Here is a 24,144-nt window from a genome sequence, read left to right on the forward strand (position 1 = left end):
TTTTTATTTATTCAAAATTTAAAAAATAAATCTTTCATAAATATTTTTTTATTTTACTTTTGCAGTCCGATAAATCTTTGATTCTTAAGAATCTAAAAGAGAAAAGGACAAAAATTTGAATCTTTAAGAATTAAAATTAAACATATGTACTGGACACTAGAACTTGCCTCCTATTTAGAAGATGCACCATGGCCTGCTTCAAAAGATGAATTAATTGACTACGCAATTCGTACAGGATCTCCATTAGAAGTAGTAGAGAACTTGCAAGAATTAGAGGATGATGGACAACCTTTTGAAAGCATTGAAGAAATTTGGCCTGATTACCCAACCAAAGATGATTTCTTCTTCAATGAAGACGAATATTAATGAAAGGAGGCAAAAGCCTCTTTTTTTATGTCCATGATCAATTGCCCTTTTGCCTGATCTCGCAAGCTAATCCCCCAACGGCGATATAGAATATCTTCCCAACATTCTGCCATTTCATAATTCTTCAAATAATTCAGTTCCCCTTGCAAATAAGGTAATGAGCTATGGATTAACTCCAATCCTCCCTTTTCTCGTTCACAATGTTCCAATACATTCAGTGCCGTAAAACCATATATTTCACGCAAATGATTAGCACTTAATTCACTAATATGTAGGGCTTTGATTCGTTGACTCCAAAGTGTCTCATCCATTTTATTTCCTCCAAAAAGCACATAATCTTTGGTACGACAACTTTGCTTGTGGCGGTGCAAAACCTCTTCCTCTACGACATTCATAGTATCCTCCGCCATAACCCGGTAAGTAGTCCATTTACCTCCCATGATGCTCACCAACTTACTACGTTGGTCAACTTCCACTTCATGGTCACGCACTAATGACTTAGTATCAGATTGCATAGCATCAGAAAGACCTACTTGAAGTAAAGGTCTTTGTCCCACAAAACCTGAACTTACATCTTGCTTACTCGCTTTTATTAATGCAAAACGATTAAAATAGTCTAATAAATAATCTTCCTCCTCCGCTCGGATAGCCGGATCCTCTTTCAACTCATCAGGTTCATCTGTAGTTCCAACAAGTACATAATCTCTCCAGGGAATGATGAATACTACCCGACCGTCGTCTGTTTTTGGAATCAATAAAGCCGTTTCCCCCGACCAAAAAGTTTTAGGCAAAACAATATGCGCGCCACGAGAAACCTTCATTCTAGGTTTCAATTTGAGATTGGCCAATTGGCGGATATGATCAGTAAAAGGCCCCGTGGCATTCACTACCACTTTACAACTTACTTCATGCTCCTCTCCCGATATTAAATCCTTGAAATGTATCTTTTTGATTTTAAGACTTTTAGGACTTAATCCAAAGTGGCTTAATTCACAGTAATTTAAAATGGCAGCCCCCTCCTTTTCTGCCGACTGCAAAATAGCTAAAGCATAACGTGCGTCATTGAGCTGACCATCATAATAAAGAATACCACCAGACATCCCTTTCACTTGAAGATTGGGTACTAGTCGCTCCATTTGTTGGTTGCCTAAACCTTGGCTGTTTTTCAAATTGGTCACTCCAGAAATACGATCATATAGCCACATGCCTATGCCATAATATACTCGGTCCCACCAAGAATAACAGGGTGTCAATAAAGCGAGAGGATGAGCTAAGTGCGGAGCATTTTGCAACATCACTTTACGTTCATGTAAAGCTTTGTACACCATTTTAAACTGTTGCCAATCAACGTTCCTGACGGCTTGCTCTAAATAACGAACACCACCATGTACTAATTTGGTGGATTTAGAGGAGGTTTGTCCAGCAAAATCTCCTTTTTCAATCAATAAAACTTTATAACCACGCAAAACCGCATCCAAGGCCACACCAGCTCCTGTTGCTCCACCACCTATGATACAAATATCATATTCAGATTCATTTGCTTTAATTTTTTGAAATTGATCAATCCGGGAAAATGCCATGAACTAAATTTATGCTTGTAAAATCCGCAATCCGACGAATTTACTAAAGAATCAGGAAAATAAAACCGAAAAGATTCCATTAATATTGATATAAATGAAAGAGATTTTATAATTTTGCAAACCTTTGATGAGTCTGTACTCATTTAATGAAAGGTCAATACAATTAGACTCCTGAAATAAGGACGTAATATGGCAAAGAAAGAAACTAAAGAAACGATTGAAATTATTGAAAGCCCAGAGGCGCTACAACAAGAATTAACTAAAGTCACTGGATTTTTTGAAAAAAATAAAACCTCCGTATTTGGATTAGGAGCCATCATCGTGGCCTTAGTGGTAGGAACTTTGGGTTATAAGTGGTACACACAAACTCAAGATGAAGAGGGTGAGAAGAAATTATTCAAAGCTGTTTACGCATTTGAAGCTGATTCTTTATCAAAAGCCACCAAAGAATTGAACAAAGTTTCAGACGAATTTGGAGGAAACACTCAAAATTTAGCTGATCTATATCAAGGTATCGCCTTATTAAAACAAGGTAAATTTGATCAATCGATTGAAAAATTGAAAAACTTCAGCAGTGGTGATTTATTAGTACAAGCTAGAGCATATTCCTTAATTGGAGATGCTTATGTAGAAAAGAAATCATATAGTGAAGCGATTGATTACTACAAAAAAGCCGCTGATTATAAGCCTAACAAATTCTTTACTCCTACTTACCTTTTGAAATTAGCTACAGCATATGAAGCGAACAAACAAGGAAAAGAGGCATTAGCTGCTTACACTGATATCACAGAAAAATTTCCTGAGTCGGCAGAAGCTGTACCTGCTAAGAAATATAAAGCTCAATTAGAAAGCTCTATCTCTGAATAATTAGATAAATTTTTATATCAGGAAGGGATAAGAGCAACAGCTTTTATCCCTTATTGTTTTAATCCATTCAAGATGTCATCCCAACATAAAAATTTAAGCGATTTTTCGACGGAAAGCCTTCCTGCTATTCAGGATAAGCAATTTGCCGTAGTAGTTTCGGAGTGGAACACAGAAGTGACAGAAGCCTTGTATCAAGGCTGTGTAGAAACCTTATTGGCCCACGGTGCCCAAGCTGAATACATTCACCGAGTACAAGTTCCGGGAAGTTTTGAATTAAGCTTAGGTGCTCAAAAATTGGCACAAAAACCGGAAATTGATGCCGTCATTTGTTTAGGTTGTGTGATTCAAGGAGAAACCCGTCATTTTGATTTTATCTGTGACGCAGTGGCCAAAGGAATTACAGATGTAAGTTTAAAATACGACAAGCCTGTCATTTTTGGAGTATTAACTCCGAATAGTCAGGAACAAGCGATGGATCGTGCGGGAGGAAAACATGGAAACAAGGGCGATGAAGCGGCCATAACGGCTATCAAAATGCTAGCAATATAAACCCATAATTTAACCCATATGCAAGTTTGGAAATTTGGAGGTACCTCCGTTGGAAAACCAGAAAGAATGAAGTCGATCCGTCAATTGATTACGGAAGATGGAAAAACCAAAATCGTGGTATTATCAGCACTTTCAGGAAGTACCAATTCCTTGTTATCTATTTCAGAATCACTCTTAGCTGGCCTAATTGCTGAAGCTCAAACAAAAGCTCAAGCATTGCGCGATCACTATGATGTTTTTTTATCCGAATTATACCAAACAGAACAAGGTTTAGCTAAAGGTAAATCCATTGTTAATAAGGAATTTGCTTTTATTGATGAATTGATTGCAACGAGCCCATATGGCACGAAGCAAGAAAAGGAAATGGTCGCTCTAGGTGAGTTATTATCGACCCAAATATTTGAAGCTTATCTACAAGAAGAGGGAGTTAATTCTTTATTACTTCCAGCTTTGGATTTCATGGTAATAGATGAAGATAATGAACCCATCTTAAAGAAAATTGAAGAGAATCTAGGAGCCATTTTGGCTAAGGAACCAGGTAAGCAAATTTATATTACCCAAGGTTTTATATGCCGTAATCCGCAAGGAGAGGTAGATAACTTGAAACGTGGTGGTTCAGACTATACGGCTTCATTAATTGGAGGTGCTATTGCTGCTGAGGAAGTTCAAATCTGGACAGATATTGACGGTATGCACAACAATGACCCACGTATCGTGAAGAATACCTTCCCTATTCGAGAATTATCTTTTGCCGAAGCGGCAGAATTGGCATATTTTGGTGCAAAAATTTTACATCCAAGTACCATCACTCCTGCTAAATTGAAAGGTGTCCCGGTACGTTTGAAAAACACCATGGAGCCAAGTGCTTATGGTACTTTGATCTCTGAGAAATCAACCGATGTGGAAATTAAGGCCATCGCTGCCAAAGATAATATTACAGCCATTTACATCCATTCAACTCGTATGTTGAATGCTTACGGTTTCTTAAAACGCGTATTTGAGGTATTTGAGAAATATAAAACTCCGGTGGATATGATCACCACGTCAGAAGTTTCTGTTTCGGTTACCATAGACCAAACCATGCATTTAGATTCCATCATGAGCGAATTGAGGGAATTTGCAGAGTTGGAAGATCCAGATAAAGACCAAGTGATTATATGTATCGTTGGTAATTTCTGGGCAGATAAAGAAGGAATAGCTATCAAAGTATTGAATGCCATGAAAAACATTCCGATTCGCATGATTTCTTATGGTGCATCTGAGCACAATATCTCCCTTTTGGTGGATGCCAAACATAAAAATGAGTCATTAAATGCCTTAAACGAAGGTTTATTCTTCTAAATTTGATCATATGCTAACGCTTGCTTTTATCCGTGCGAATACCGAAGTAACCATTCAAGGTTTACAGAAAAAACGTTTTTTTGAAGCTGAAAAGGTAGTCGAGCAATTGATTTCCTTGGACGATAAGCGTAAAACATTGTTGCAGCAAGCTGAGCAAGTTTTAGAGAAATCCAATGCCGCAGCAAAGGAAATTGGGGCTCTTATGAAAAATGGCCAAGCTGATTTAGCTGAATCGAAAAAAGCGGAAACAGCAGTTTTAAAAGCTAGTATTAAAGAGTTGGGAGATGCTGCTAAAAATGCAGAACAAGAAGTATATGAATTATTAGTTACCCTTCCTAACTTACCCCATAGCTCGGTTCCTGAAGGCAAAACTGCCGAAGACAATGAAGTGGTTTTAAGCTGGGGCTCTATTCCCGATTTAGGTGATGCAGCTCAGCCTCACTGGGACTTGATTAAGAAATATGACATCATCGACTTTGATTTAGGAAACAAAATCACAGGGGCGGGTTTTCCTGTTTATAAAGGTAAAGGGGCTCGTTTACAGCGTGCGTTGATTAATTTCTTCTTAGATGAAGCTATTAAAGCAGGTTATTATGAGATTCAGCCTCCCATTTTAATCAATGAAGATTCAGGTTTTGGTACAGGTCAATTGCCTGATAAAGAGGGGCAAATGTATGTCACCAAAGAAGAAGGTCTTTATTTAATTCCAACGGCTGAGGTACCTATTACCAATTTGTACCGTGATGTCATTGTCAACGAAAAAGAATTGCCCATCAAAAACGTAGGTCATACTCCTTGTTTCCGTCGTGAAGCGGGTTCTTGGGGTGCCCATGTGCGTGGCTTGAATCGCTTGCACCAATTTGATAAAATTGAGATTGTTCAGATTCATAAATCTGAAACTTCTTATCAAGCATTAGAGGAAATGTCACAGCATGTTCAAGGACTTTTACAAAAGATGGAATTACCATACCGTGTATTACGTCTTTGTGGTGGCGACATGGGTTTTGCTTCGGCTTTGACTTATGACATGGAAGTTTGGTCAGCTGCACAAGGCCGTTGGTTGGAAGTAAGTTCGGTATCCAACTTTGAAACATTTCAGGCAAATCGCTTGAAATTACGTACCAAGGTGGACGGGAAATCCATCCTTTGCCATACCTTAAATGGATCAGCTTTAGCACTTCCACGTATCGTAGCGGCTATTTTAGAAAATAATCAGGGCCCAGATGGAATCAAGATCCCTCAGGTGCTCGTGCCATATTGTGGCTTTGAATACATTAACTAAGCCCTTCAACACTTAATCGAAAACCTTCGCCGTGCAGATTCATTAGCTGCACGCGGGGGTCTTCTTTCAGCATTTTCCGCAGTTTGGTCATATATACATCCATGCTTCGTGCATTAAAATAGGTATCATCTCCCCAAATCAATTTTAAAGCATAACTCCTACTTACAGGTCTACCCAAATTTTCACATAGAAGTTTCATTAAGTCATTTTCTTTAGGCGTGAATTTTTGTTCTGTTTGCCCCAAAATCAATTTCATTTTTTGAGGTACATATACAAAATCCCCCAAGTTAACCTCATCTGCTAAGCTTGGTACTGATTTGCCCGAATGCGTTCTTCTCAATACAGCTTCAATCCGTGCGACTAATACATCCATCGAAAATGGCTTGGTCAAATAATCATCTGCCCCTACTTTAAAACCTTGTAAGGTATCCTCTTCCATGGATTTGGCGGTCAAGAAAATAATGGGAACATCTAAGTGTGTCGCACGTATATCCTTGGCTAAGGAAAAGCCATCCTTCTTAGGCATCATGACATCCAATAGGCAAATATCAAATGAATCCTTGACAAACATATCCAAGGCTTCATCACCATTTTGAGCCCACTGGACTTCGTATCCTTTCTTTTTTAAAAATTCAGACAACAATAATCCCAAATTCGGATCATCTTCGGCTAATAAAATAGATGGATGACTATTTTCCATTTGTGTTGATATTAAACTGTTGGGTGAAAAGGTAAATTAATCTCAAACGTACTTCCGATTTGTGGTAAGCTAGAAACTTGAACGGTACCACCATGTGCTTCAACAATTTTTTTCACATAGCTCAATCCTAAGCCAAAGCCTTTCACATTATGTACATTTCCTGTTGGAACTCGATAAAACGGCTCAAACACAGAACCGAGTACCTCCTTGGCCATGCCAATGCCTTGGTCAGAAATACGAATACTCAGTGATGTAGGACTCGCATTGGTGCTAATAGTTATTTCAGGTTTCTCTTTACTGTATTTAATCGCATTGTCGAGTAAGTTAAAAAGTACATTGGAAATATGTACTTCATCTACTTCTATTTGAGCATTGGTAGCATCTAATAATAAATTCAAATGTCCTCCTTGTGATTGAATCAAAGGCCCATTCATATCCGCTACTTGTTGAATTAAGGTGTTCAAATTAATTTCTTTCTTTTTCAACACGATATTTTCCTTTTCCATTTGGGCCGTTTGCAAGACCCGCTCCACTTGACGGCCTAGTCGAATATTTTCTTCTTTAATGATGCCAATATATCGATTGATGGAATCATTTTTTAGGCCGTTTGACTCTTCTTGAATTAATTGAGCTGCTAAGGAAATGGTTGAAATAGGCGTTTTGAATTCATGAGTCATGTTATTGATAAAATCATTTTTAACTTCTGCCAACTTCTTTTGTTTTAAGATGGTAGTTACTGCTATGTAAAAACAGCCTAACATGATTAATAATAATAGGGCTGAGCCTAAAAAACTAAAGCTCATGGCCTCCCAAACCAAAGCTTCTTGATTGGGGAAATATATTTGCAAATACTGGCCACTTGGGCGTAAGTCATTGGGGAACAAAGGCGTTAAAAATGAAGCTGATTGTGCCCTTGGCGTTTTCATTAAACCTGCTGAGGTATATACCCAGTTATCTTTTGCTGTCTCTTTGGGTCCGATCCCAAAAACATAGGGCATTGAAATACCTTTTTCTGCTAATTCTTGCTTGATTAAACTATCAATATGCTTGGTAGATACACGTTGTGTTATTGGTCTTTCTTTGAAAAGGAAATCGGCAAAGACTTCTTTCGCCATTTCTGTCTTTTTTAATACTTTTTGAAGTTCCGCCTTTTCTTCTTTAAGCTTTTCGGCGTCTATCGTGAGCGCATTGATTTTTCTTGTTTTTTGTTGATCCTCTTGATGCAACTGAGCCAAAAATTTAGGCTGCATACGGTTCAAATCACTAAGCCGCTTTGCTTCTCTTGCTCTCGCCCGATTAATTTCTTTGATTCGATTAAGCTCTTGTAAGACACGAGGTTTGACAGCACCCATCATCTCATTCAGTTGCTTTTCTTCTCGCAATCGACGATTTATTCCTTTGAGATCAGCATTAATTTGATATTCTTCTGTTACTTCTGCAATCTGGCCGTTGGGAAGCATAAATGACTTTCGAACATATAAAATATCATTAGGCATTTCATTTTGCTGGAATCTTTTTAAGGCTTGAAGCTCAGCTTGGTTAAATTTAAATTCATGGGAAATATCTTCCGTGATGAGTTCCATAGGGTCATGCTGGGTCAAAAAAGCTGGATCCTTAGATTGAGGAGGATGAGGTGGATGAGGAATTGCTTTTGAGGCTAACTTTTTTTCTAAAGCTGCAATCTCTTTTTGTTGACCTTCATATTCTCTTTGTTTTTGGGATAAGACATATAATTCTTGTCTTTCCAGCTTACGAACAACTTTCTCCATCCCATCTCGGATATCCGCTGCTAATTGTTCTTTCTTGGTTTCCAACATAAAACCAAGCCAATAAGATTGAAAGGAAATTAAGCCAATCAATGCCAAAGTCATCAAACCTATTATGAGTCGTATTTTCTTTTGGGTCATATCTTTTCAAACCAATGAATTACAAAATTAAATGATTTATTGGTCCATTTTTCGATTCAAAGGCCACTTAACATTCTTTAACAGTCAAGTATTGAATGCTTTATCTAAGTTTGTGCCATCACAAAAATTAAACTTGTATGAAAACATTCATTTTATCGGCCCTACTGGGAACGATGGGAACATTGACCTTGGCACAAGATACGCCAAAATCGGAATCTACGATTAAGATAGTTGTAGATGAAAACGGCAAACAGAGAGTCATTGAGAGGACATTTGCTAATCCAGACTTGGCAGAAACTGGAATGAAACAATTGAATGACTCATTGAATAAGGAAATTGGGAAATCTGATGGGAAAACTAAAATCATCACCATGGATATCCGTAAGCGAGGAGGAAACAGAATGCAAATAGATGCGATGGGTCCTATGCAATTTGATAAAAAAGCAATGGCTAGAGTCGAAAAACGCATGAGGAAATTCAAAAATCAGCTAGACAACAATCAAGTTCGTATTTTCCGTCACGGACCAGACGATATGGAAATTCATATGGAAGATATGCCAGGAGGAAAAAATTTCAAATTTGATTTTGATGAAAATGGCCCTGAATTCCGTGGATTAAGAAGACTTCAAGAAGAAGGATTCCCAATGGGTGGTCAAAATTTGGCTTGGGGACAAGCATCTAGTACAATCAAAGGGCTTTTTGCTAACCCAAATCATCCTTTTAATGGGAAATTAAATATTCGTTTCCATGCTCCAGAAAATGGAAATGTAGCAATTACAGTAAGAGATGTGAATGGCAAGGAAGTCGCTTCTGAAACGGTCAAAGATTTCCAAGGCCGTTATTTAGGTCAAGTTGATTTAAAGAAAGCAGCAGCGGGCGTATATTTTGTACAAGTTTCTCAGGGAAATGATGGAGCTGTCATTCGAGTTAAAATAGATTAATATTCAATCCGCTTAATAGAAAAACGCCTAGTTTCAACAACGCTGTCAAGGTTTAAAACCTTGCCAGCGTTAGGCAAATTTACATTCTTTCTAATCTCCAATCAGTTTAAAAAACTGATAAAATATAGATAAAATCAATGAATTGATTTTATCTATCGATTACCAAGAAACTACTTCTTTTTGCAAATAAAAAAGAGGACTTTTACCAACGCTGTCAAGGTTTAAAACCTTGACAGCGTTACGTAAAAAATGCAAAATTAAAACAAAGACCCCGTTTGAGACCTTGGTTCTATACCGACATGTCGATACGCTTTTTCGGTAGCCTCTCTTCCTCTGGAAGTTCTTTTTAAAAAGCCTTCTTGAATCAAAAACGGCTCATAAACTTCTTCTATTGTTTCCGCTTCTTCTCCGCAGGCCGTTGCAATGGTCGTTAGACCCACTGGCCCTCCTTTGAATTTTTCAATAATAGTTAACAAGATGCGATTATCCATTTCATCCAAACCATTCATATCCACATCCAAGGCCTCCAAAGCAAATTTGGCTATCTCCACATCAATACTTCCTGTACCTTTGATTTGAGCAAAATCCCTTGTTCTCCTCAATAAATTATTGGCTATACGAGGCGTACCTCTACTCCTTCTGGCAATTTCAAAAGCCCCCGTTTCATCGATGGGCATATTCAAAATAGTTGCGGAACGCTTCACGATGGTCGTTAATAATTTAGCATCATAATACTCCAATCTAGCATTAATACCAAATCGCGCTCTTAATGGCGAGGTAAGTAGTCCAGCTCGAGTTGTGGCCCCAATTAATGTAAATGGATTCAAACCAATCTGAATACTTCTGGCATTCGGGCCCGAATCCAACATGATATCTATTTTATAATCCTCCATGGCCGAATATAAATACTCCTCGACAATCGGATTCAAACGATGTATTTCGTCAATAAATAACACATCATAGGGCTGTAAATTGGTTAATAAACCAGCTAAATCGGAAGGTTTATCCAACACTGGTCCTGAAGAAATTTTCAAAGTGGACCCTAATTCATTCGCAATAATATGAGAAAGCGTAGTCTTACCTAAGCCTGGAGGGCCATGCAACAATACATGATCCAAAGCCTCCTCTCTGGCCTTTGCCGCACCTACAAATATCTTCAAGTTTTCAACGATCTTTCCTTGACCCGTGAAATCAAAGAAACTCAAAGGACGTAAGGCCTTATCTATTTCTTTTTCCTGCTGAGGTAATGACTCAGAATCTCCCTTCAAATAGTCTTCACGCATAAAACTTAAAAATTTACAATCGTTAATCAAAGATAAATTTAAGCCTGCAATAAATGGCCATCACAAGCAAAATTAAATTCGTAAAATATCTCTTAGACTCTAAAAAAAAGCCTATTTATTATAGATAAATTTCATATTTTTGAAGGTATTTAAACCTTATACAATGAGTTCTATTTTTATTGGAGAATTAGCGGGAACAGCCACTTTACTTTATTTAGGTAATGGTGTAGTTGCCAATGTTTTATTAAAAGGCACGAAAGGCCATCAAACAGGATTACTTGCCATTGCGGCTGCTTGGGCATTTGCTGTTACCATCGGGATATTTGTTTCTACCTATTTTGGTAGTCCTGGAGCCCATTTAAATCCCATCGTTACTATTGCAGGATGTACCAAAACGGGTGATTGGTCACTTTTTACTACCTACGTAGGCGGTCAATTACTTGGTGCTATGTTGGGACAATTATTGGTTTGGATACATTATCAACCTCATTATCAAGTAACTGAGGATCCCGGTGCCATTAAGGCTACTTTTTGTACGGATCCAGCTATCAAATCATGGCCATATAATTTCATCTCTGAAGCATTTGCCTCCGCCTTAATCATCGTAGCTTTAGGCACATTTTCTACCATCGAACATGGCCTAGGCCCCTTCTTAGTAGGTATTCTTGTATGGGCAGTTGGTTTAGCCTTAGGAGGAACTACAGGATATGCTGTTAATCCTGCTAGAGATTTAGGTCCTCGCATCATGCATTTCATTCTACCTATCCCCAACAAAGGCAAAAGCGACTGGGAATATGCTTGGATTCCCGTTTTAGGCCCTTCGGCTGGTGCTTTAATTGGTGCCTATTTATTGACATTAAACTAAAGATTCATCATGTATATCGGATCCATTGACCAAGGAACAACAAGTTCTAGATTTATCATCTTTAACAAAGGAGGTGAAATCATCTCCATGGGCCAGAAAGAACACGAGCAGATCTATCCACAAGCAGGTTGGGTAGAACACAATGCGGAAGAAATCTGGCAAAATGTCCAAGAGGTAATTGGTCTAGCTCTTGGAAAAGCGGGTTTATCTGCCCGAGATATTGCAGCGGTTGGAATTACAAATCAACGAGAAACTACCGTTGTTTGGAATAAAAAAACTGGGAAACCATATCACAATGCCCTCGTTTGGCAAGACACCCGCGTTGGCTCAGAATTAGCTGAACTAGCCCAAGATGGAGGTATGGACCGTTTCAGAGCTAAAACAGGATTACCATTAGCTACCTATTTCAGCGGATTAAAACTACGCTGGTTACTCAATCATGTTCCTGGTTTAAGGGAGGATGCCCTGAATGGCGAAGCGCTATTTGGCACAATGGATACCTATATTTCTTGGCAATTAACTGGGGGAACCGAAGGAGGAATCCACATCACTGATGTCACCAATGCCAGTAGAACACAATTAATGGACTTAGCCACTTGCGCTTGGGATGATGAAATATTACAAGTTTTAAGTATCCCAAAAGCCATGCTTCCTGAGATTAAAGCTAGCTCACAAGTCTATGGAAACTCAAAAGGTGTCTTAGAAGGTGTTCCTTTGGCAGGAATCTTAGGCGATCAACAAGCCGCTCTAGTTGGTCAAACCTGTTTTGACCCAGGTCAAGGAAAAAATACCTATGGAACAGGATGTTTTCTGCTAATGAATACAGGGAAACAAGCCATTCCTTCCCAATTTGGTTTATTAACTACTGTAGCCTATCAATTGGGAAATGAACCTGTACATTATGCCCTGGAGGGTTCCGTGGCAATTGCTGGCTCTCTCGTACAATGGTTACGTGATAATTTAGGCCTCATTCAAAACAGCCCTGACATAGAAAATTTAGCTAAAGAAGTAGAAGATAATGGAGGCTGTTATTTCGTGCCTGCTTTCTCTGGATTATACGCCCCATATTGGAAACAGGATGCTCGTGGAGTATTAGTCGGTCTAACCAGCTATGTCAATAAAAGCCACATTGCCCGTGCAGCTTTGGAAGCCACCGCATTTCAAACTTGGGAAGTTTTAGAAGCTATGGAAAAAGACGCCGGTATCTCCATTTCATCTTTACGAGTAGATGGGGGTATGGTAGTCAATGAATTATTGATGCAATTTCAGTCAGATATATTGGGACAAGAGGTCATTTGTCCAAAAATCATCGAAACAACTGCGCTAGGCGCTGCCTATGCCGCAGGTTTGGCAGTAGGATATTGGGAAAACTTAGAAGATCTGAAGAAAAATTGGGCTATCCAACACCGTTGGAATTCCCAAATGGATGACAGCAAACGTTCCCATATGAAAAAACAATGGAAGAAAGCTGTCTCGAAAAGCTTTAACTGGGAGGATTAACCTCGCTTTACTTTAGGGGCATCAGCACGGGTAGTACCGTAAGCTGGACAATTGGTATTTTGTGAACATGCAGCACAAACAAAAGTGGCAAGCAACACGATGGCCAATACTTTTTTCATATAATTAGTTTTAAACAGATGCTAATTTAGTTTTTGATTTAATTTCAAGCTCAATTTTCGCTTTCAAATCCTCCTCCTGTTGAATGGATACGGGTTGATTATACCCTAAAATATTCAACATCGAACTACTATTTTGCTCCTCAGAAAACAAGCGAGTTGTCACGGTTCCATCCTCTAAACGATCAATGATCACGTGTTTAGGGGCAGGAATCAAACAATGTTGAATACCTCCATAACCACCTAATGACTCCTGATAGGCTCCCGTATGAAAGAATCCAACGTACTGTCTTTCAGTTGCTTCCTCAAAAATAGGCAAATATAAGTCAGAACTATGCGCTTCCGTATTATAAAAATCCATGGAATCGCAAGTTAGTCCTCCCAAATTCACCTTTTGATAGGGCGAGCCCCAATTATTCACAGGTAACATGATGTACTTTTGGTTCATTCCCCATGAATCCGGTAATTGAGTGATGAATGACCCATCAATCATATACCAAAGCTCCTTATCGTTTTGTAATTTTTGATCAATAATCTCATACAAAACAGCTCCACTCTCACCTACTGAATAAGAACCAAATTCAGTAAAAATATTAGGAACAGGAACGTTATTTTTATTACAAATCCAAGAGATAGATTCTACAATCTCATCCACCATGGCTTGATAATCATAATTAAATTGCAACGAAGTCTGAATAGGCAAGCCTCCTCCCAAATCAATCGAATCCAATTCCGGACAGATTTTTTTGATCTCACAATATTTGTAAATAAATCGACTTAATTCCGACCAATAATAAGCACTATCCTTAATTCCTGTATTGATGAAGAAATGCAACATCTTCAAATTAAAACGAGGATTAGGCTTGATTTTCTCCAAATACAAGGAATTTACATCAGAATATCGAACACCTAAACGAGAGGTATAAAAAGCAAAATCTGGTTCCTCATCCGTAGCAATACGAATGGCTAAGTTCACTTTATCGGCAGTTACTGACTTTTCATAAAAATCAATTTCCTTCAAATTATCCAAAATAGGAATACAATTGAAGCCTTCATTGATAAACTCAGATATATATTGTGTATACAATGGCTGCTTATAACCATTGCACAAAATATAGGTCGACTTAGAAATTTTCCCACGTTCATACATATCCCGAATGATCGGTATATCAAAAGCACTACTAGTTTCTAAATGCACATGCTGCTTAATTACTTCATCCAACACAAAAGAAAAATGGGAGGATTTAGTACAATAACAATAGGTGTAATTCCCCTTGTAATTGTATTTCTTAATGGCATTTCTAAACAATAATTTGGCATTATCGATATGCTCCCCAATCTTGGGTAAATAGGATAATTTTAATGGTGTACCATACTGTTTAATAATCTCCATCAAAGGCACATTATTAAACAATAACTCATTGTTCTCATTGATATTAAATTCCCGGGTAGGAAATTCAATGGTTTGATCAATTAGATCGATGTAATTTTTCATGGATACTTACCAAATTAAAAAACGAGTACTCTCGAATTGTGGAAAAACGTGCAAAACTGCAATAAAAGTATGTACTTTGCAAACTATTCTATACAATGTTACATGCCAAAAATTCATTTTATCGCTATAGGTGGTGCGGCGATGCATAATTTAGCCTTAGCTCTTCAGCTTCAAGGATATCATATTTCAGGTTCTGATGATGAAATCTATGAACCTTCAAAAAGCTTACTAGCTAAACACGGTATTTTACCCGATAGTTTTGGATGGTTTCCAGAAAAAATCACGAGCGATTTAGATTGTGTCATTGTAGGTATGCATGCGCGTGCCGATAACCCTGAATTAATAAAGGCACAAGAATTGGGCATTCGTATAGAATCTTATCCTTCTTTCTTATACGAACATAGTAAAAATAAACAGCGTATTGTCATTGCTGGTAGTCATGGTAAAACCAGTATCACTTCCATGGTGCTTCATGTGCTGAAGACTCTCAACAAAAAATTTGATTACTTGGTTGGCGCTAAAATTGAAGGTTTCGACTTAATGGCATCTTTATCCGATGCACCTATCATTGTTATTGAAGGGGATGAATATTTGGCTTCGCCTATTGACAAAAGAGCCAAATTTTTATTGTACCAAGCACATATCGCCTTGATTTCAGGAATTGCATGGGACCACATTAATGTATATCCAACTTTTGAATCATACACGGCTTCATTTGAAGAATTGATTAAGTCCATGCCAAAAGCGGGTAGTTTATTTTACGACCAAACGGATAAAATTCTGAATCAATTAACAGACTCTTGCCCGGATCATACAGAAAAAACGGGTTATGAAGCGCATCCCTCTTTCATTAAAAATGGACAAACCATTTTAAAGGGATTAGATGGCAAAGAATATGAGATCCAGATTTTTGGTGAACATAGTTTGAAAAACCTAAACGGGGCGCGTTTGCTATGCGAACAAGTAGGAGTTTCTTCCAGCGATTTTTATCAAGCCATTCAATCATTCAAAGGAGCTGCCAAACGATTAGAATTAGTAGGAAAGTCTGACTCATGTCTATTCTACAAAGATTTTGCCCATGCTCCTTCGAAAGTTAAAGCAACAACCTTAGCTGTTAAGAGTCAATATCCACAAAGAACTCTCGTTGCTTGCCTTGAATTACACACCTTTAGTAGTCTAAATCCTGCTTTTTTACCGCATTATGCCAAAACGTTGGATGCAGCCGATTTTGCTGTCATTTATTTAAGTGAGCATGCGCGTGAAATTAAACGAATGGACCGTATAGAAGATAATCAGGTGCAGCAATATTTTGAGCATCCGAACTTAATCATTCTGAGAAATCCAGCTGATTTGTCGGCTTATCTACTGCAAAAATCGTGGTCCAATAGTAACCTGTTGATGATGTCTTCAGGTACATTTGATGGGCTAGATTTTATAGATATAGCCCATCAAATGGGATTAAGCGTTGAGTAATTGATCTAACTCTGCTTTAAAACCTGTCAATAGAATTTCCTTCATACTGATTTTACGCTTTTGCGTATTGATCTTACTCTGTATGGGTTTTTCTTCCATTTGACGATCCTGTTCAGCCTGCGCTATAAAGCTTTCCAATTCACTGCGCTCTTTTTTAGTCATGTAATCCATTTGATTAATCATGATTTTCAATTGCTCAATTCTTGGCTTATCATTTAAGGCTGGGTGACGATATGAAATAACTCGTAACAAGTAATTCATTTCAAAAATCTTATCGCAAATGGTTCTGAAACGTTCCGCCAAACTACGATCCAAAGATTTCATTTGAGCAGTAATTTCTTTCCATTTAACTAAATAGGCCTTCGCTTTATCCGCAATTGCTGGCATGTTAATCTGGTCGGTCAACTTAGACTCTAATTCTTGGGTCATCGCCACTAACTCCTGCATGCGAGGGTCAATGCGCGGTTTAACTTCAATACCTTTAATTCGGTTGTATTTTTCAAAAAACATATCGTTTGCCTTTTTGAAATTCTTCCAAAGCATCGATTGTTTTTTAGGAGGTAAACCTAATACCGTTTTCCACTCCTTTTGTAATTCTTTAACCTTACCTACCGAATCATCAATATCGGGTGCTTTTCTCAATTGATGCACTCCATCAATAAATCCTTGAAGTTTGGCTATTTTCTCATCTATAATTCGATTCTTTTCTTCAAAATACACCCTTCTACGTAAGAAAAATGCCTCTAGAATAGCTTGAAAAGTATCTGTTAATTCATCTTGAAATTGTCGATCTACGGGACCCGTTTTAACCCATTTGGATTTAATTTCGACCAATTGCTCTGTAGCTAATAATACATCATCTCCATGAGCAGCATTTTTAGCATCTTCAATTAAGGCGCGCTTAATTTCTAAATTCTTAACCTGATTTTGTTGAATCAAAGAGCGCAAATACTCTTCAATTTTTTCCAATTCATCAAACAAAGGCTTAAAATCCCCCAGTCCATCAAACTCCGCCAAATAGGCTTTCATTTGAACAACTTTGGTCAAAAATGAACCTTTATTTTGAACTTCCTTTACTTCATGAGAAAGGTCAGCCACTTTTTTCTTGGCTAATTCAAATCGGTTGACAAAATACTGCAGTGCTTCTTGTTCGGTATTACGAACAAACCCTATTTCACGCTCGGGAAAATTGAGAAATGCTTTGATATAAACTTTGCCGTCACGACAAAATCCGTATTCATTGGAGGTGGTTGCTTCCATCTTTTGATCTGAGAGAGCTTCAGGCAAATGCCCTGGCTCAAAAATTAGGTGTGGTTTAAATAATCTTAATTACAAAGCCCTAAATTATTTAAATTTTAATAAATCTCTAAACATTTTGAATTAATAATCTTTTTAAAAATATAGGTAAACCAAAAATAATCAAGAAACTGTTTCCAGCTTTTTCCGATATTTGTAGCTTATTAAAATTCCAAACCCCGCATGAGCAACGAAACTATCATATTTTCGATGGAAAGGGTCTCCAAGACCATCCCTCCTCAGAAAACCATTTTAAAAAATATTTACCTGTCTTTCTTTTACGGAGCCAAAATTGGAGTCCTAGGTCTCAATGGTTCAGGTAAGTCTACCTTGCTTCGCATTATCGCTGGTATCGACAAATCCTATACCGGTGAAGTCGTTTTTTCACCAGGCTATTCCGTTGGTTTATTAGAACAAGAACCCCAATTAGACCCCAATAAAACGGTATTAGATGTAGTAGAAGAAGGGGTGATCGAAATCAAAAACCTACTAAAAGAGTTTGATGAAATCAATGAAGCCTTTGGTGAACCAGATGCTGACTTTGACAAATTGCTTTCTCGCCAAGGCGAAGTGCAAGAAAAATTAGATCATTTCAATGCTTGGGAGCTAGATAACCGCTTGGAAAAAGCTATGGATGCCTTGCGTTGTCCTCCATCGGATGCCCTAATTAGTACGTTATCTGGAGGAGAAAAAAGACGTGTGGCCTTATGCCGACTGTTACTACAAGAACCGGATGTATTATTACTAGATGAGCCAACCAACCACTTGGATGCTGAATCTGTTTGGTGGTTAGAAGAGCATTTACGTCAATACAAAGGAACGGTCATTGCCGTAACCCACGATCGTTATTTCTTGGATAATGTGGCTGGTTGGATTTTGGAACTTGACCGTGGTGAAGGTATCCCTTGGAAAGGTAATTACTCATCTTGGTTAGAACAAAAACAAAACCGTTTGGCGCAAGAGGAAAAAACAGAGTCTCGTCGTCAGAAGACTTTACAACGTGAATTGGAATGGGTGAGAATGGCTCCTAAGGCGCGTCAAGCTAAATCGAAAGCACGTATCGGCGCTTATGAAAAGCTCCTTTCCGAAGAAAACAAACAGAAAGAAGATAAATTAGAAATCTATATCCCAGCAGGTCCACGCTTAGGAAATAAGGTCATTGAAGTACAAGGTGTTTCCAAAACATATGGCGACAAACTCTTATTTGAAAACTTAAGCTTTTCTTTGCCACCAGCAGGAATCGTGGGTATTATTGGGCCCAATGGTGCTGGTAAAACCACTTTATTTAAATTAATAACGGGACAAGTTCAACCCGATTCTGGAAGCTTTGAAGTGGGTGAAACCGTGCAATTAGCTTATGTAGATCAGGAACATCATCAATTAAAAGCTGAAAAATCCGTATTTGAGACCATTTCTGATGGAAATGATTGGGTCATGTTAGGCGGTAAACAAAGTAATGCCCGTGCCTATGTGAGCAAATTTAATTTCAACGGAGCTGATCAGGAGAAAAAAATTGGGAACCTATCTGGAGGAGAACGTAACCGTGTCCATCTATCCATGATGTTAAAAGAAGGTGCTAACGTATTACTTCTGGATGAGCCTACCAACGATTTGGATGTGAATACACTTCGTGCTCTAGAAGAAGGTTTAGAGAATTTCGCAGGATGTGCTGTCGTTATTTCCCACGATAGATGGTTCCTTGATCGTATTGCAACGCATATTTTAGCTTTTGAAGGTGACTCGCAGGTAACTTGGTTTGAAGGCAATTATTCAGAATATGAAGAAGCTAGAAAAAAACGCTTGGGTAATGACATCATTCCTAAACGTATCCGTTACAAGAAATTAAGCTAATGAAAAGCATTATCACCATTGCTTTGCTTGTATTATCCAATGTCTTTATGACCTTGGCTTGGTATGGGCATTTACAATGGAAAGAAAGTTCCTGGCTGAAGCATGCTGGCATTTGGACCATCATACTTTTCAGCTGGGGGCTCGCTTTTTTTGAATATGTCATGCAAGTGCCCGCCAACCGGCTCGGATTTAAAGAAAATGGAGGGCCATTCTCCTTTTTTGAATTAAAAACCATTCAAGAAGCCATTTCCCTAATAGTCTTCACCCTTTTTCTTATTTTCGTGGTGAAGTCTGAAAAACTAGCTTGGAATCATTTCTTAGGATTTGGCCTAATACTTCTGGCAGTTTATGTTATTTTTAAAAAATGGTAAGCTCCGAAGGGATAATAAAATATTGATACGATGGATTCTAGAGAAAAAATAAATGCCCTTTTAAATGAAATGAGTCAGGTAGTGGTGGGCCAAGAAAGGTTGATTAATCGACTTTTAGTAGGCTTATTTACTGGCGGACACGTGCTATTAGAAGGCGTACCTGGACTAGCAAAAACATTGACAATCAATACATTAGCTAAAATACTTGATCTCAATTTTCACCGTATACAGTTTACTCCGGATTTATTACCTGCCGACTTGGTAGGAACCATGATTTACAATCCCTTAAAAAATGAGTTTGAAGTAAAAAAGGGACCCATTTTTGCTCAAATCATCTTAGCTGATGAGATAAACCGTGCCCCTGCTAAAGTACAATCTGCTTTATTGGAGGCCATGGCAGAAAAGCAAGTAACCATTGGTGATACAACCTATCCATTAGACAAGCCCTTTTTGGTACTGGCTACTCAAAACCCTGTGGAACAAGAAGGTACATTCCCTCTACCAGAAGCGCAAGTAGATCGCTTTATGCTAAAAGTATTCCTGAATTATCTTGATAAAGAACAGGAATTGGAGGTGATGAGAAAAATGTCGAATATGGATTTCCAATATGAGGTAAAGACCATTATGAATTTGGAAGATATTCAGAAAATCAGAAAGGAAATCAACCAAATTACCATCAGTGAAACCTTAGAAAAATACATTATTGAACTCATTTTTGCTACTCGAAATCCAGCCGAGTACGGGTTAGTTCAAGAAGCCAATTACATTCAATTTGGCGCTTCTCCACGTGCCAGTATACACCTCAATTTAGCTGCTAAAGTTATGGCCTACTTAGAAGGCCGTGATTACGTTTTGCCAGAAGACATAAAAGAAATGGCTCCAGACGTCTTAAATCACCGCATCATCCTAAATTATGTGGCAGAAGCAGATGGTATTAGTACCCTTCAGATCATCCAATCTATTTTAAGTAGTGTTGCGATTAATCGCTAAGTAAACGGGTAAATTTCTTTGTCGGTATTCTTTTAAAGACAATGAAACCCCTGTTTATGAAATCTCGCATACTATTCCTTTTTTTAAGTCTTGCACTTTTTAGTTTCCAAGCCTCAGAACCTTTGCGGGTTTTTCTCATTGGGGATTCCACGATGGCCGACAAAGTCTCTGCCGACTATCCCGAAACGGGCTGGGGAATGCCGTTTGCACATTTATTCAATGAGGCCGTTGAGGTTCAAAATCATGCTTACAATGGTCGAAGCACCAAAAGCTTCCGTCGTGAAGGAAGATGGGCTAAAGTATTTCAACAAATCAAAAAAGGAGATTATGTATTCATCCAATTTGGCCATAATGACGCCAAAATTTCAGATACTAGTCGATACGCTCCAGCACAAACCGATTACCGTGAAAACCTAAATCGCTACATAAAAGAAACCCGTTCCAAAGGCGGGATTCCCGTATTATTAACCTCAATACAAAGAAGGAAATTTGACTCAACAGGTATATTTGTGGACCAACATGGCGAATATCCGCAAGTAGTTAGGGAAGTAGCTAAGCAGGAAAAAGTGCTATTGATCGACTTAGAAAAAATCAGTCGGGCACAGATTGAAAAACTGGGTCCTGAGCTCTCCAAAAAAATATACTTACACTACCCCGCAGGAATCTTCAAAAAGTTCATGAAAGGAGTTACAGATGACACTCACTTTTCTGTTTACGGCGCATCTTGGATGGCGCAGGCTGTAGCCTCTGCCATTTTCGACTCCAACGAAGCACTGAGAAGCTTCCTTAAAAAATCTACTTTCAGTCAAAAGTACCAATATGAATTACCTCTGGTAGCAGGAACTGCATTTAAAAAAGACACCTTTTCGATCGTTTCCTATGGGGCCACATCTTCCCCCACCTTCTTAAATACTAGTGCAATCCAACAGGCCATTGATCTCTGTTCTGCCCAAGGAGGAGGTGTGGTCAGCATTCCTGCTGGATTTTGGCTAAGTGGACCAATAAGTTTAAAATCGAATGTCAATTTACAACTTGAAGCAGGGGCATTATTGCAATTTAGTCATCACAGTAAAGACTATCCATTAGTTAGCACATTTTGGGAGGGTGTAGAAGCCATCCGAGCGCAATCCCCCATTTCGGCCTATAAGGCCATTAATATAGCCATCAGTGGAACAGGTATCATTGATGGAGCTGGTGAAGCCTGGCGACCAGTCAAAAAAGGTAAATTAACATCTGGGGAATGGTCCACTTTAGTGAAATCTGGTGGCATATTAAATGAATCAAAGGATACTTGGTACCCAACGGCTGGTGCATTAAAAGCTGCCAATTTAGACCGCCCAGGAGTAGTTGCCGCTGGTTGGAATATTAATAATGCCCAAGAAATCAAGGAGTTTTTAAGGCCTAATATGATTAGCTTGATTGAATGCGAGCAGATTTTATTGGAGGGTGTAACTTTCCAAAATTCACCCGCATGGAACATTCACCCATTACTATGCAAACACCTGACAGTGAACCAAATAAAAGTAAAAAACCCATGGTTTGCACAAAATGGCGATGGCATAGACATTGAATCTTGCGAATATGTCTTGGTTAAAAATAGCAGTTTTGATGTAGGAGATGATGGGATTTGTCTCAAATCCGGAAAAGATGAGGAAGGTCGAAAAAGAGCTAGACCAAGTGCTCATATCTGGATTGATCAGTGCCAAGTCTTTCATGGACATGGCGGTGTAGTAGTTGGAAGCGAAATGTCGGGGGGAGTACATGATTTATTTGTTTCCAATTGCCAGTTTTTAGGTACAGATGTAGGCCTTCGCTTTAAAACAGCTAGAGGCCGTGGTGGTATCGTAGAAAATGTATTCATTAGCGATATTCTCATGAAAAATATAGCCGGAGAAGCTATTCTTTTTGACATGTATTACCAAGGTAAAGATCCATTGAGCACCTTTGGTAACGGAGAAGAAAAACCCGTAATCGCAACCATGCCAGTCAATGAGGGGACACCTCAATTTAGATCTATTTGGGTGGAGAAGGTAAGAGTCAAAGGTGCAGCTACAGGTTTACTCATTCGGGGTTTACCTGAAATGCCCATTAAGCAAATCAAATTGCAAGATATTCAAATTGAGTGTGAGCAAGCCTATCGAGCAATCGAAGCGGAGGACATTGATTTAGAACAAGTTATATTCACGAAAACCAAGGAGATAAAAAGTGAACTTTATCATGTGAAGCATTGGAAATTTACGGGTAAAGAGCTAACATTAGGACTATAAAACCCTAATTATGCCATTTCCATCCATTTTTGAATCTGAAACAAGTCACCAATTATTTACCCGAATCGACGCCTTGCATCCAGATTCATCTGCCCTTTGGGGAAAAATGAACGTAGCTCAAATGCTTGCACATCTTTGTGTTCCTTATGAGCAAATCAAGGGAGAAAATACGCAACCAGTACCTTGGCATTTGAAACTGATTTTGAAATTGTTTGTTAAGAAGTCTTTGACCAATGAAGTTCCGTATCAAAAGAACTTACCCACAGCTCCATCTTTTCTCAAAGTCAATCCGCATGATTTTGAGAAAGAGAAGACCCGCTTAAAAAACTACATTCAGGATATAGAAAAAATGGGGGCAGAAAATCTTTGTCAGCGTCCTTCCCTTAGTTTAGGGATTCTCAATGAAGCTGAGTGGAATAATATGTTGTACAAGCACCTCGATCACCATTTAAAACAGTTTGGGGTTTAATTAAAAGGCCCTAACTGCTAACACGCGCATATTCAGGCGCTTGAAATAGTTTGTTTGCATACCTGTATTCAGATTATGCGTCACGGCATGTTCTTGATCTATTTCTGTAGAGGTCCAATACCAGGCTGATTTGAATACATTATTGGACTTCATTTTTTTGAGATTAAGCTTTTGATGGATTAATTCAAACTCCTCTTGCGTGGGTAATCTCCAATCATCGAAGCCATTTAAACTAAGATTTTCACATGCTATCAGTGCATTGGGGTAGTCAAACTGTCCAATATCTTTGGTGGTTGCAATTAGACCATGATTATCTTTTTCAAAAATCACATATCCTCCCAATTTTTCTTGAGGAGCCTTGACATTAGCCCTTTGACCCAAAGAAAAAAAGGCTCCACTAAAAACGAACAATAAGATGATAAAAAATTTCACTAGCATAAATTGATTATTCCATTTCAAAGTTCTGAAATAATTCCTACAATCATTTCATCTGTATTCGAATTTGGATGTAATTATTGAATATAATTCTCCGACAAAATAATCTTGACTATGCTAAATTTAGGCCCATTGGTCTATTCATCTTGCAATTAAGGCCAAAAAGCTGTATTTTGAAGTAATTTTACTTTGAACTTAAC

The 24,144-nt window shown here is 38.3% G+C and carries 22 protein-coding genes; 14 read left to right on the plus strand and 8 right to left on the minus strand.

All coding sequences use genetic code 11. The features are described 5' to 3' along the window. The first annotated feature begins 144 nt into the window (after positions 1 to 144). Positions 145 to 366, plus strand: a complete 222-nt coding sequence (locus EWU22_RS12870) for a DUF2795 domain-containing protein (protein WP_109324052.1) — start codon at positions 145 to 147, stop codon at positions 364 to 366. On the opposite strand, the gene EWU22_RS12875 is transcribed toward EWU22_RS12870, so the two are convergent. After that, positions 363 to 1,946 (minus strand): glycerol-3-phosphate dehydrogenase/oxidase, encoded by a 1,584-nt coding sequence (locus EWU22_RS12875; protein WP_130925865.1) that lies wholly within the window; start codon positions 1,944 to 1,946, stop codon positions 363 to 365. The two genes, EWU22_RS12870 and EWU22_RS12875, sit on opposite strands and share 4 nt — an antisense overlap. A gap of 189 nt (positions 1,947 to 2,135) precedes the next feature. On the opposite strand from EWU22_RS12875, the gene EWU22_RS12880 reads away from it, so the two are divergent. From EWU22_RS12880 to serS, 4 genes are all read left to right on the plus strand, one after another. Further along, positions 2,136 to 2,813: a tetratricopeptide repeat protein gene (locus EWU22_RS12880; RefSeq protein WP_130925866.1), complete on the plus strand. Its 678-nt coding sequence runs from the start codon at positions 2,136 to 2,138 to the stop codon at positions 2,811 to 2,813. Between the two features lie 72 nt (positions 2,814 to 2,885). Continuing rightward, positions 2,886 to 3,362, plus strand: coding sequence for a 6,7-dimethyl-8-ribityllumazine synthase (ribH, locus tag EWU22_RS12885; RefSeq protein ID WP_130925867.1), 477 nt, complete (start codon positions 2,886 to 2,888; stop codon positions 3,360 to 3,362). A gap of 18 nt (positions 3,363 to 3,380) precedes the next feature. After that, entirely contained in the window at positions 3,381 to 4,703 is a 1,323-nt protein-coding gene (locus EWU22_RS12890; protein ID WP_130925868.1) for an aspartate kinase, read from the plus strand. A 10-nt stretch (positions 4,704 to 4,713) separates the two neighbouring features. Next, positions 4,714 to 5,985 carry a serine--tRNA ligase gene (gene serS, locus EWU22_RS12895; protein WP_109324061.1) on the plus strand — a complete coding sequence of 424 codons (1,272 nt, stop codon included), beginning with the start codon at positions 4,714 to 4,716 and terminating at the stop codon, positions 5,983 to 5,985. On the opposite strand, the gene EWU22_RS12900 is transcribed toward serS, so the two are convergent. Both EWU22_RS12900 and EWU22_RS12905 read right to left on the minus strand, forming a co-directional pair. Beyond that, a complete protein-coding gene (locus tag EWU22_RS12900) occupies positions 5,978 to 6,685 on the minus strand; it encodes a response regulator transcription factor (RefSeq protein ID WP_109324072.1) in 708 nt (235 codons plus the stop codon). The two genes, serS and EWU22_RS12900, sit on opposite strands and share 8 nt — an antisense overlap. Positions 6,686 to 6,696: 11 nt before the next feature. Further along, positions 6,697 to 8,592, minus strand: a complete 1,896-nt coding sequence (locus EWU22_RS12905; protein ID WP_130925869.1) for a sensor histidine kinase — start codon at positions 8,590 to 8,592, stop codon at positions 6,697 to 6,699. A gap of 137 nt (positions 8,593 to 8,729) precedes the next feature. Between EWU22_RS12905 and EWU22_RS12910 the strand changes: the two genes are divergently transcribed. Next, entirely contained in the window at positions 8,730 to 9,533 is an 804-nt protein-coding gene (locus EWU22_RS12910) for a T9SS type A sorting domain-containing protein (RefSeq protein ID WP_130925870.1), read from the plus strand. 257 nt (positions 9,534 to 9,790) lie between these two features. Here the strand turns inward: EWU22_RS12910 and ruvB are convergent, their stop codons facing one another. Next, the gene (gene ruvB / locus EWU22_RS12915) at positions 9,791 to 10,816 is read right to left on the minus strand and encodes a Holliday junction branch migration DNA helicase RuvB (protein WP_109324075.1); all 1,026 of its coding nucleotides are present in this window, start codon (positions 10,814 to 10,816) and stop codon (positions 9,791 to 9,793) included. A gap of 163 nt (positions 10,817 to 10,979) precedes the next feature. Between ruvB and EWU22_RS12920 the strand changes: the two genes are divergently transcribed. Together EWU22_RS12920 and glpK are read left to right on the plus strand one after the other, a co-directional pair. Next, positions 10,980 to 11,681 (plus strand): MIP/aquaporin family protein, encoded by a 702-nt coding sequence (locus EWU22_RS12920; protein WP_130925871.1) that lies wholly within the window; start codon positions 10,980 to 10,982, stop codon positions 11,679 to 11,681. Positions 11,682 to 11,690: 9 nt separating this feature from the next. Continuing rightward, positions 11,691 to 13,181, plus strand: a complete 1,491-nt coding sequence (glpK, locus tag EWU22_RS12925; protein ID WP_130925872.1) for a glycerol kinase GlpK — start codon at positions 11,691 to 11,693, stop codon at positions 13,179 to 13,181. Here the strand turns inward: glpK and EWU22_RS13570 are convergent. Both EWU22_RS13570 and EWU22_RS12930 read right to left on the minus strand, forming a co-directional pair. Continuing rightward, positions 13,178 to 13,300 carry a hypothetical protein gene (locus EWU22_RS13570; protein ID WP_262495125.1) on the minus strand — a complete coding sequence of 41 codons (123 nt, stop codon included), beginning with the start codon at positions 13,298 to 13,300 and terminating at the stop codon, positions 13,178 to 13,180. The two genes, glpK and EWU22_RS13570, sit on opposite strands and share 4 nt — an antisense overlap. Positions 13,301 to 13,310: 10 nt before the next feature. Continuing rightward, complete coding sequence (locus EWU22_RS12930; protein WP_109324080.1) at positions 13,311 to 14,792, minus strand: type III PLP-dependent enzyme domain-containing protein; 1,482 nt, start codon at positions 14,790 to 14,792, stop codon at positions 13,311 to 13,313. A 102-nt stretch (positions 14,793 to 14,894) separates the two neighbouring features. Between EWU22_RS12930 and EWU22_RS12935 the strand changes: the two genes are divergently transcribed. Continuing rightward, positions 14,895 to 16,265 (plus strand): UDP-N-acetylmuramate--L-alanine ligase, encoded by a 1,371-nt coding sequence (locus EWU22_RS12935; protein WP_130925873.1) that lies wholly within the window; start codon positions 14,895 to 14,897, stop codon positions 16,263 to 16,265. Here EWU22_RS12935 and EWU22_RS12940 read toward each other — a convergent pair. After that, positions 16,251 to 17,525 (minus strand): DUF349 domain-containing protein, encoded by a 1,275-nt coding sequence (locus EWU22_RS12940; protein WP_109324083.1) that lies wholly within the window; start codon positions 17,523 to 17,525, stop codon positions 16,251 to 16,253. The two genes, EWU22_RS12935 and EWU22_RS12940, sit on opposite strands and share 15 nt — an antisense overlap. Positions 17,526 to 17,744: 219 nt before the next feature. Between EWU22_RS12940 and ettA the strand changes: the two genes are divergently transcribed. Genes ettA through EWU22_RS12965 form a run of 5 tightly spaced genes read left to right on the plus strand, consistent with a single transcriptional unit; the run spans position 17,745 to position 23,509 of the window. Beyond that, positions 17,745 to 19,412: an energy-dependent translational throttle protein EttA gene (gene ettA / locus EWU22_RS12945; protein ID WP_109324084.1), complete on the plus strand. Its 1,668-nt coding sequence runs from the start codon at positions 17,745 to 17,747 to the stop codon at positions 19,410 to 19,412. Continuing rightward, positions 19,412 to 19,783 carry a DMT family protein gene (locus EWU22_RS12950; protein WP_109324088.1) on the plus strand — a complete coding sequence of 124 codons (372 nt, stop codon included), beginning with the start codon at positions 19,412 to 19,414 and terminating at the stop codon, positions 19,781 to 19,783. Before ettA ends, EWU22_RS12950 begins: the two co-directional genes overlap by 1 nt. Before the next feature lie 30 nt (positions 19,784 to 19,813). After that, positions 19,814 to 20,773 carry an AAA family ATPase gene (locus tag EWU22_RS12955; RefSeq protein WP_109324091.1) on the plus strand — a complete coding sequence of 320 codons (960 nt, stop codon included), beginning with the start codon at positions 19,814 to 19,816 and terminating at the stop codon, positions 20,771 to 20,773. 56 nt (positions 20,774 to 20,829) lie between these two features. Next, entirely contained in the window at positions 20,830 to 23,040 is a 2,211-nt protein-coding gene (locus tag EWU22_RS12960) for a glycosyl hydrolase family 28 protein (RefSeq protein WP_161566869.1), read from the plus strand. A gap of 10 nt (positions 23,041 to 23,050) precedes the next feature. Then, a complete protein-coding gene (locus tag EWU22_RS12965) occupies positions 23,051 to 23,509 on the plus strand; it encodes a DUF1569 domain-containing protein (RefSeq protein ID WP_130925875.1) in 459 nt (152 codons plus the stop codon). On the opposite strand, the gene EWU22_RS12970 is transcribed toward EWU22_RS12965, so the two are convergent. Next, positions 23,510 to 23,947, minus strand: coding sequence for an Lcl domain-containing protein (locus EWU22_RS12970; RefSeq protein ID WP_130925876.1), 438 nt, complete (start codon positions 23,945 to 23,947; stop codon positions 23,510 to 23,512). Positions 23,948 to 24,144: the final 197 nt, after the last annotated feature.

The organism is Aquirufa nivalisilvae (assembly GCF_004307455.1).
Classification (GTDB): Bacteria; Bacteroidota; Bacteroidia; order Cytophagales; family Spirosomataceae; genus Aquirufa; species Aquirufa nivalisilvae.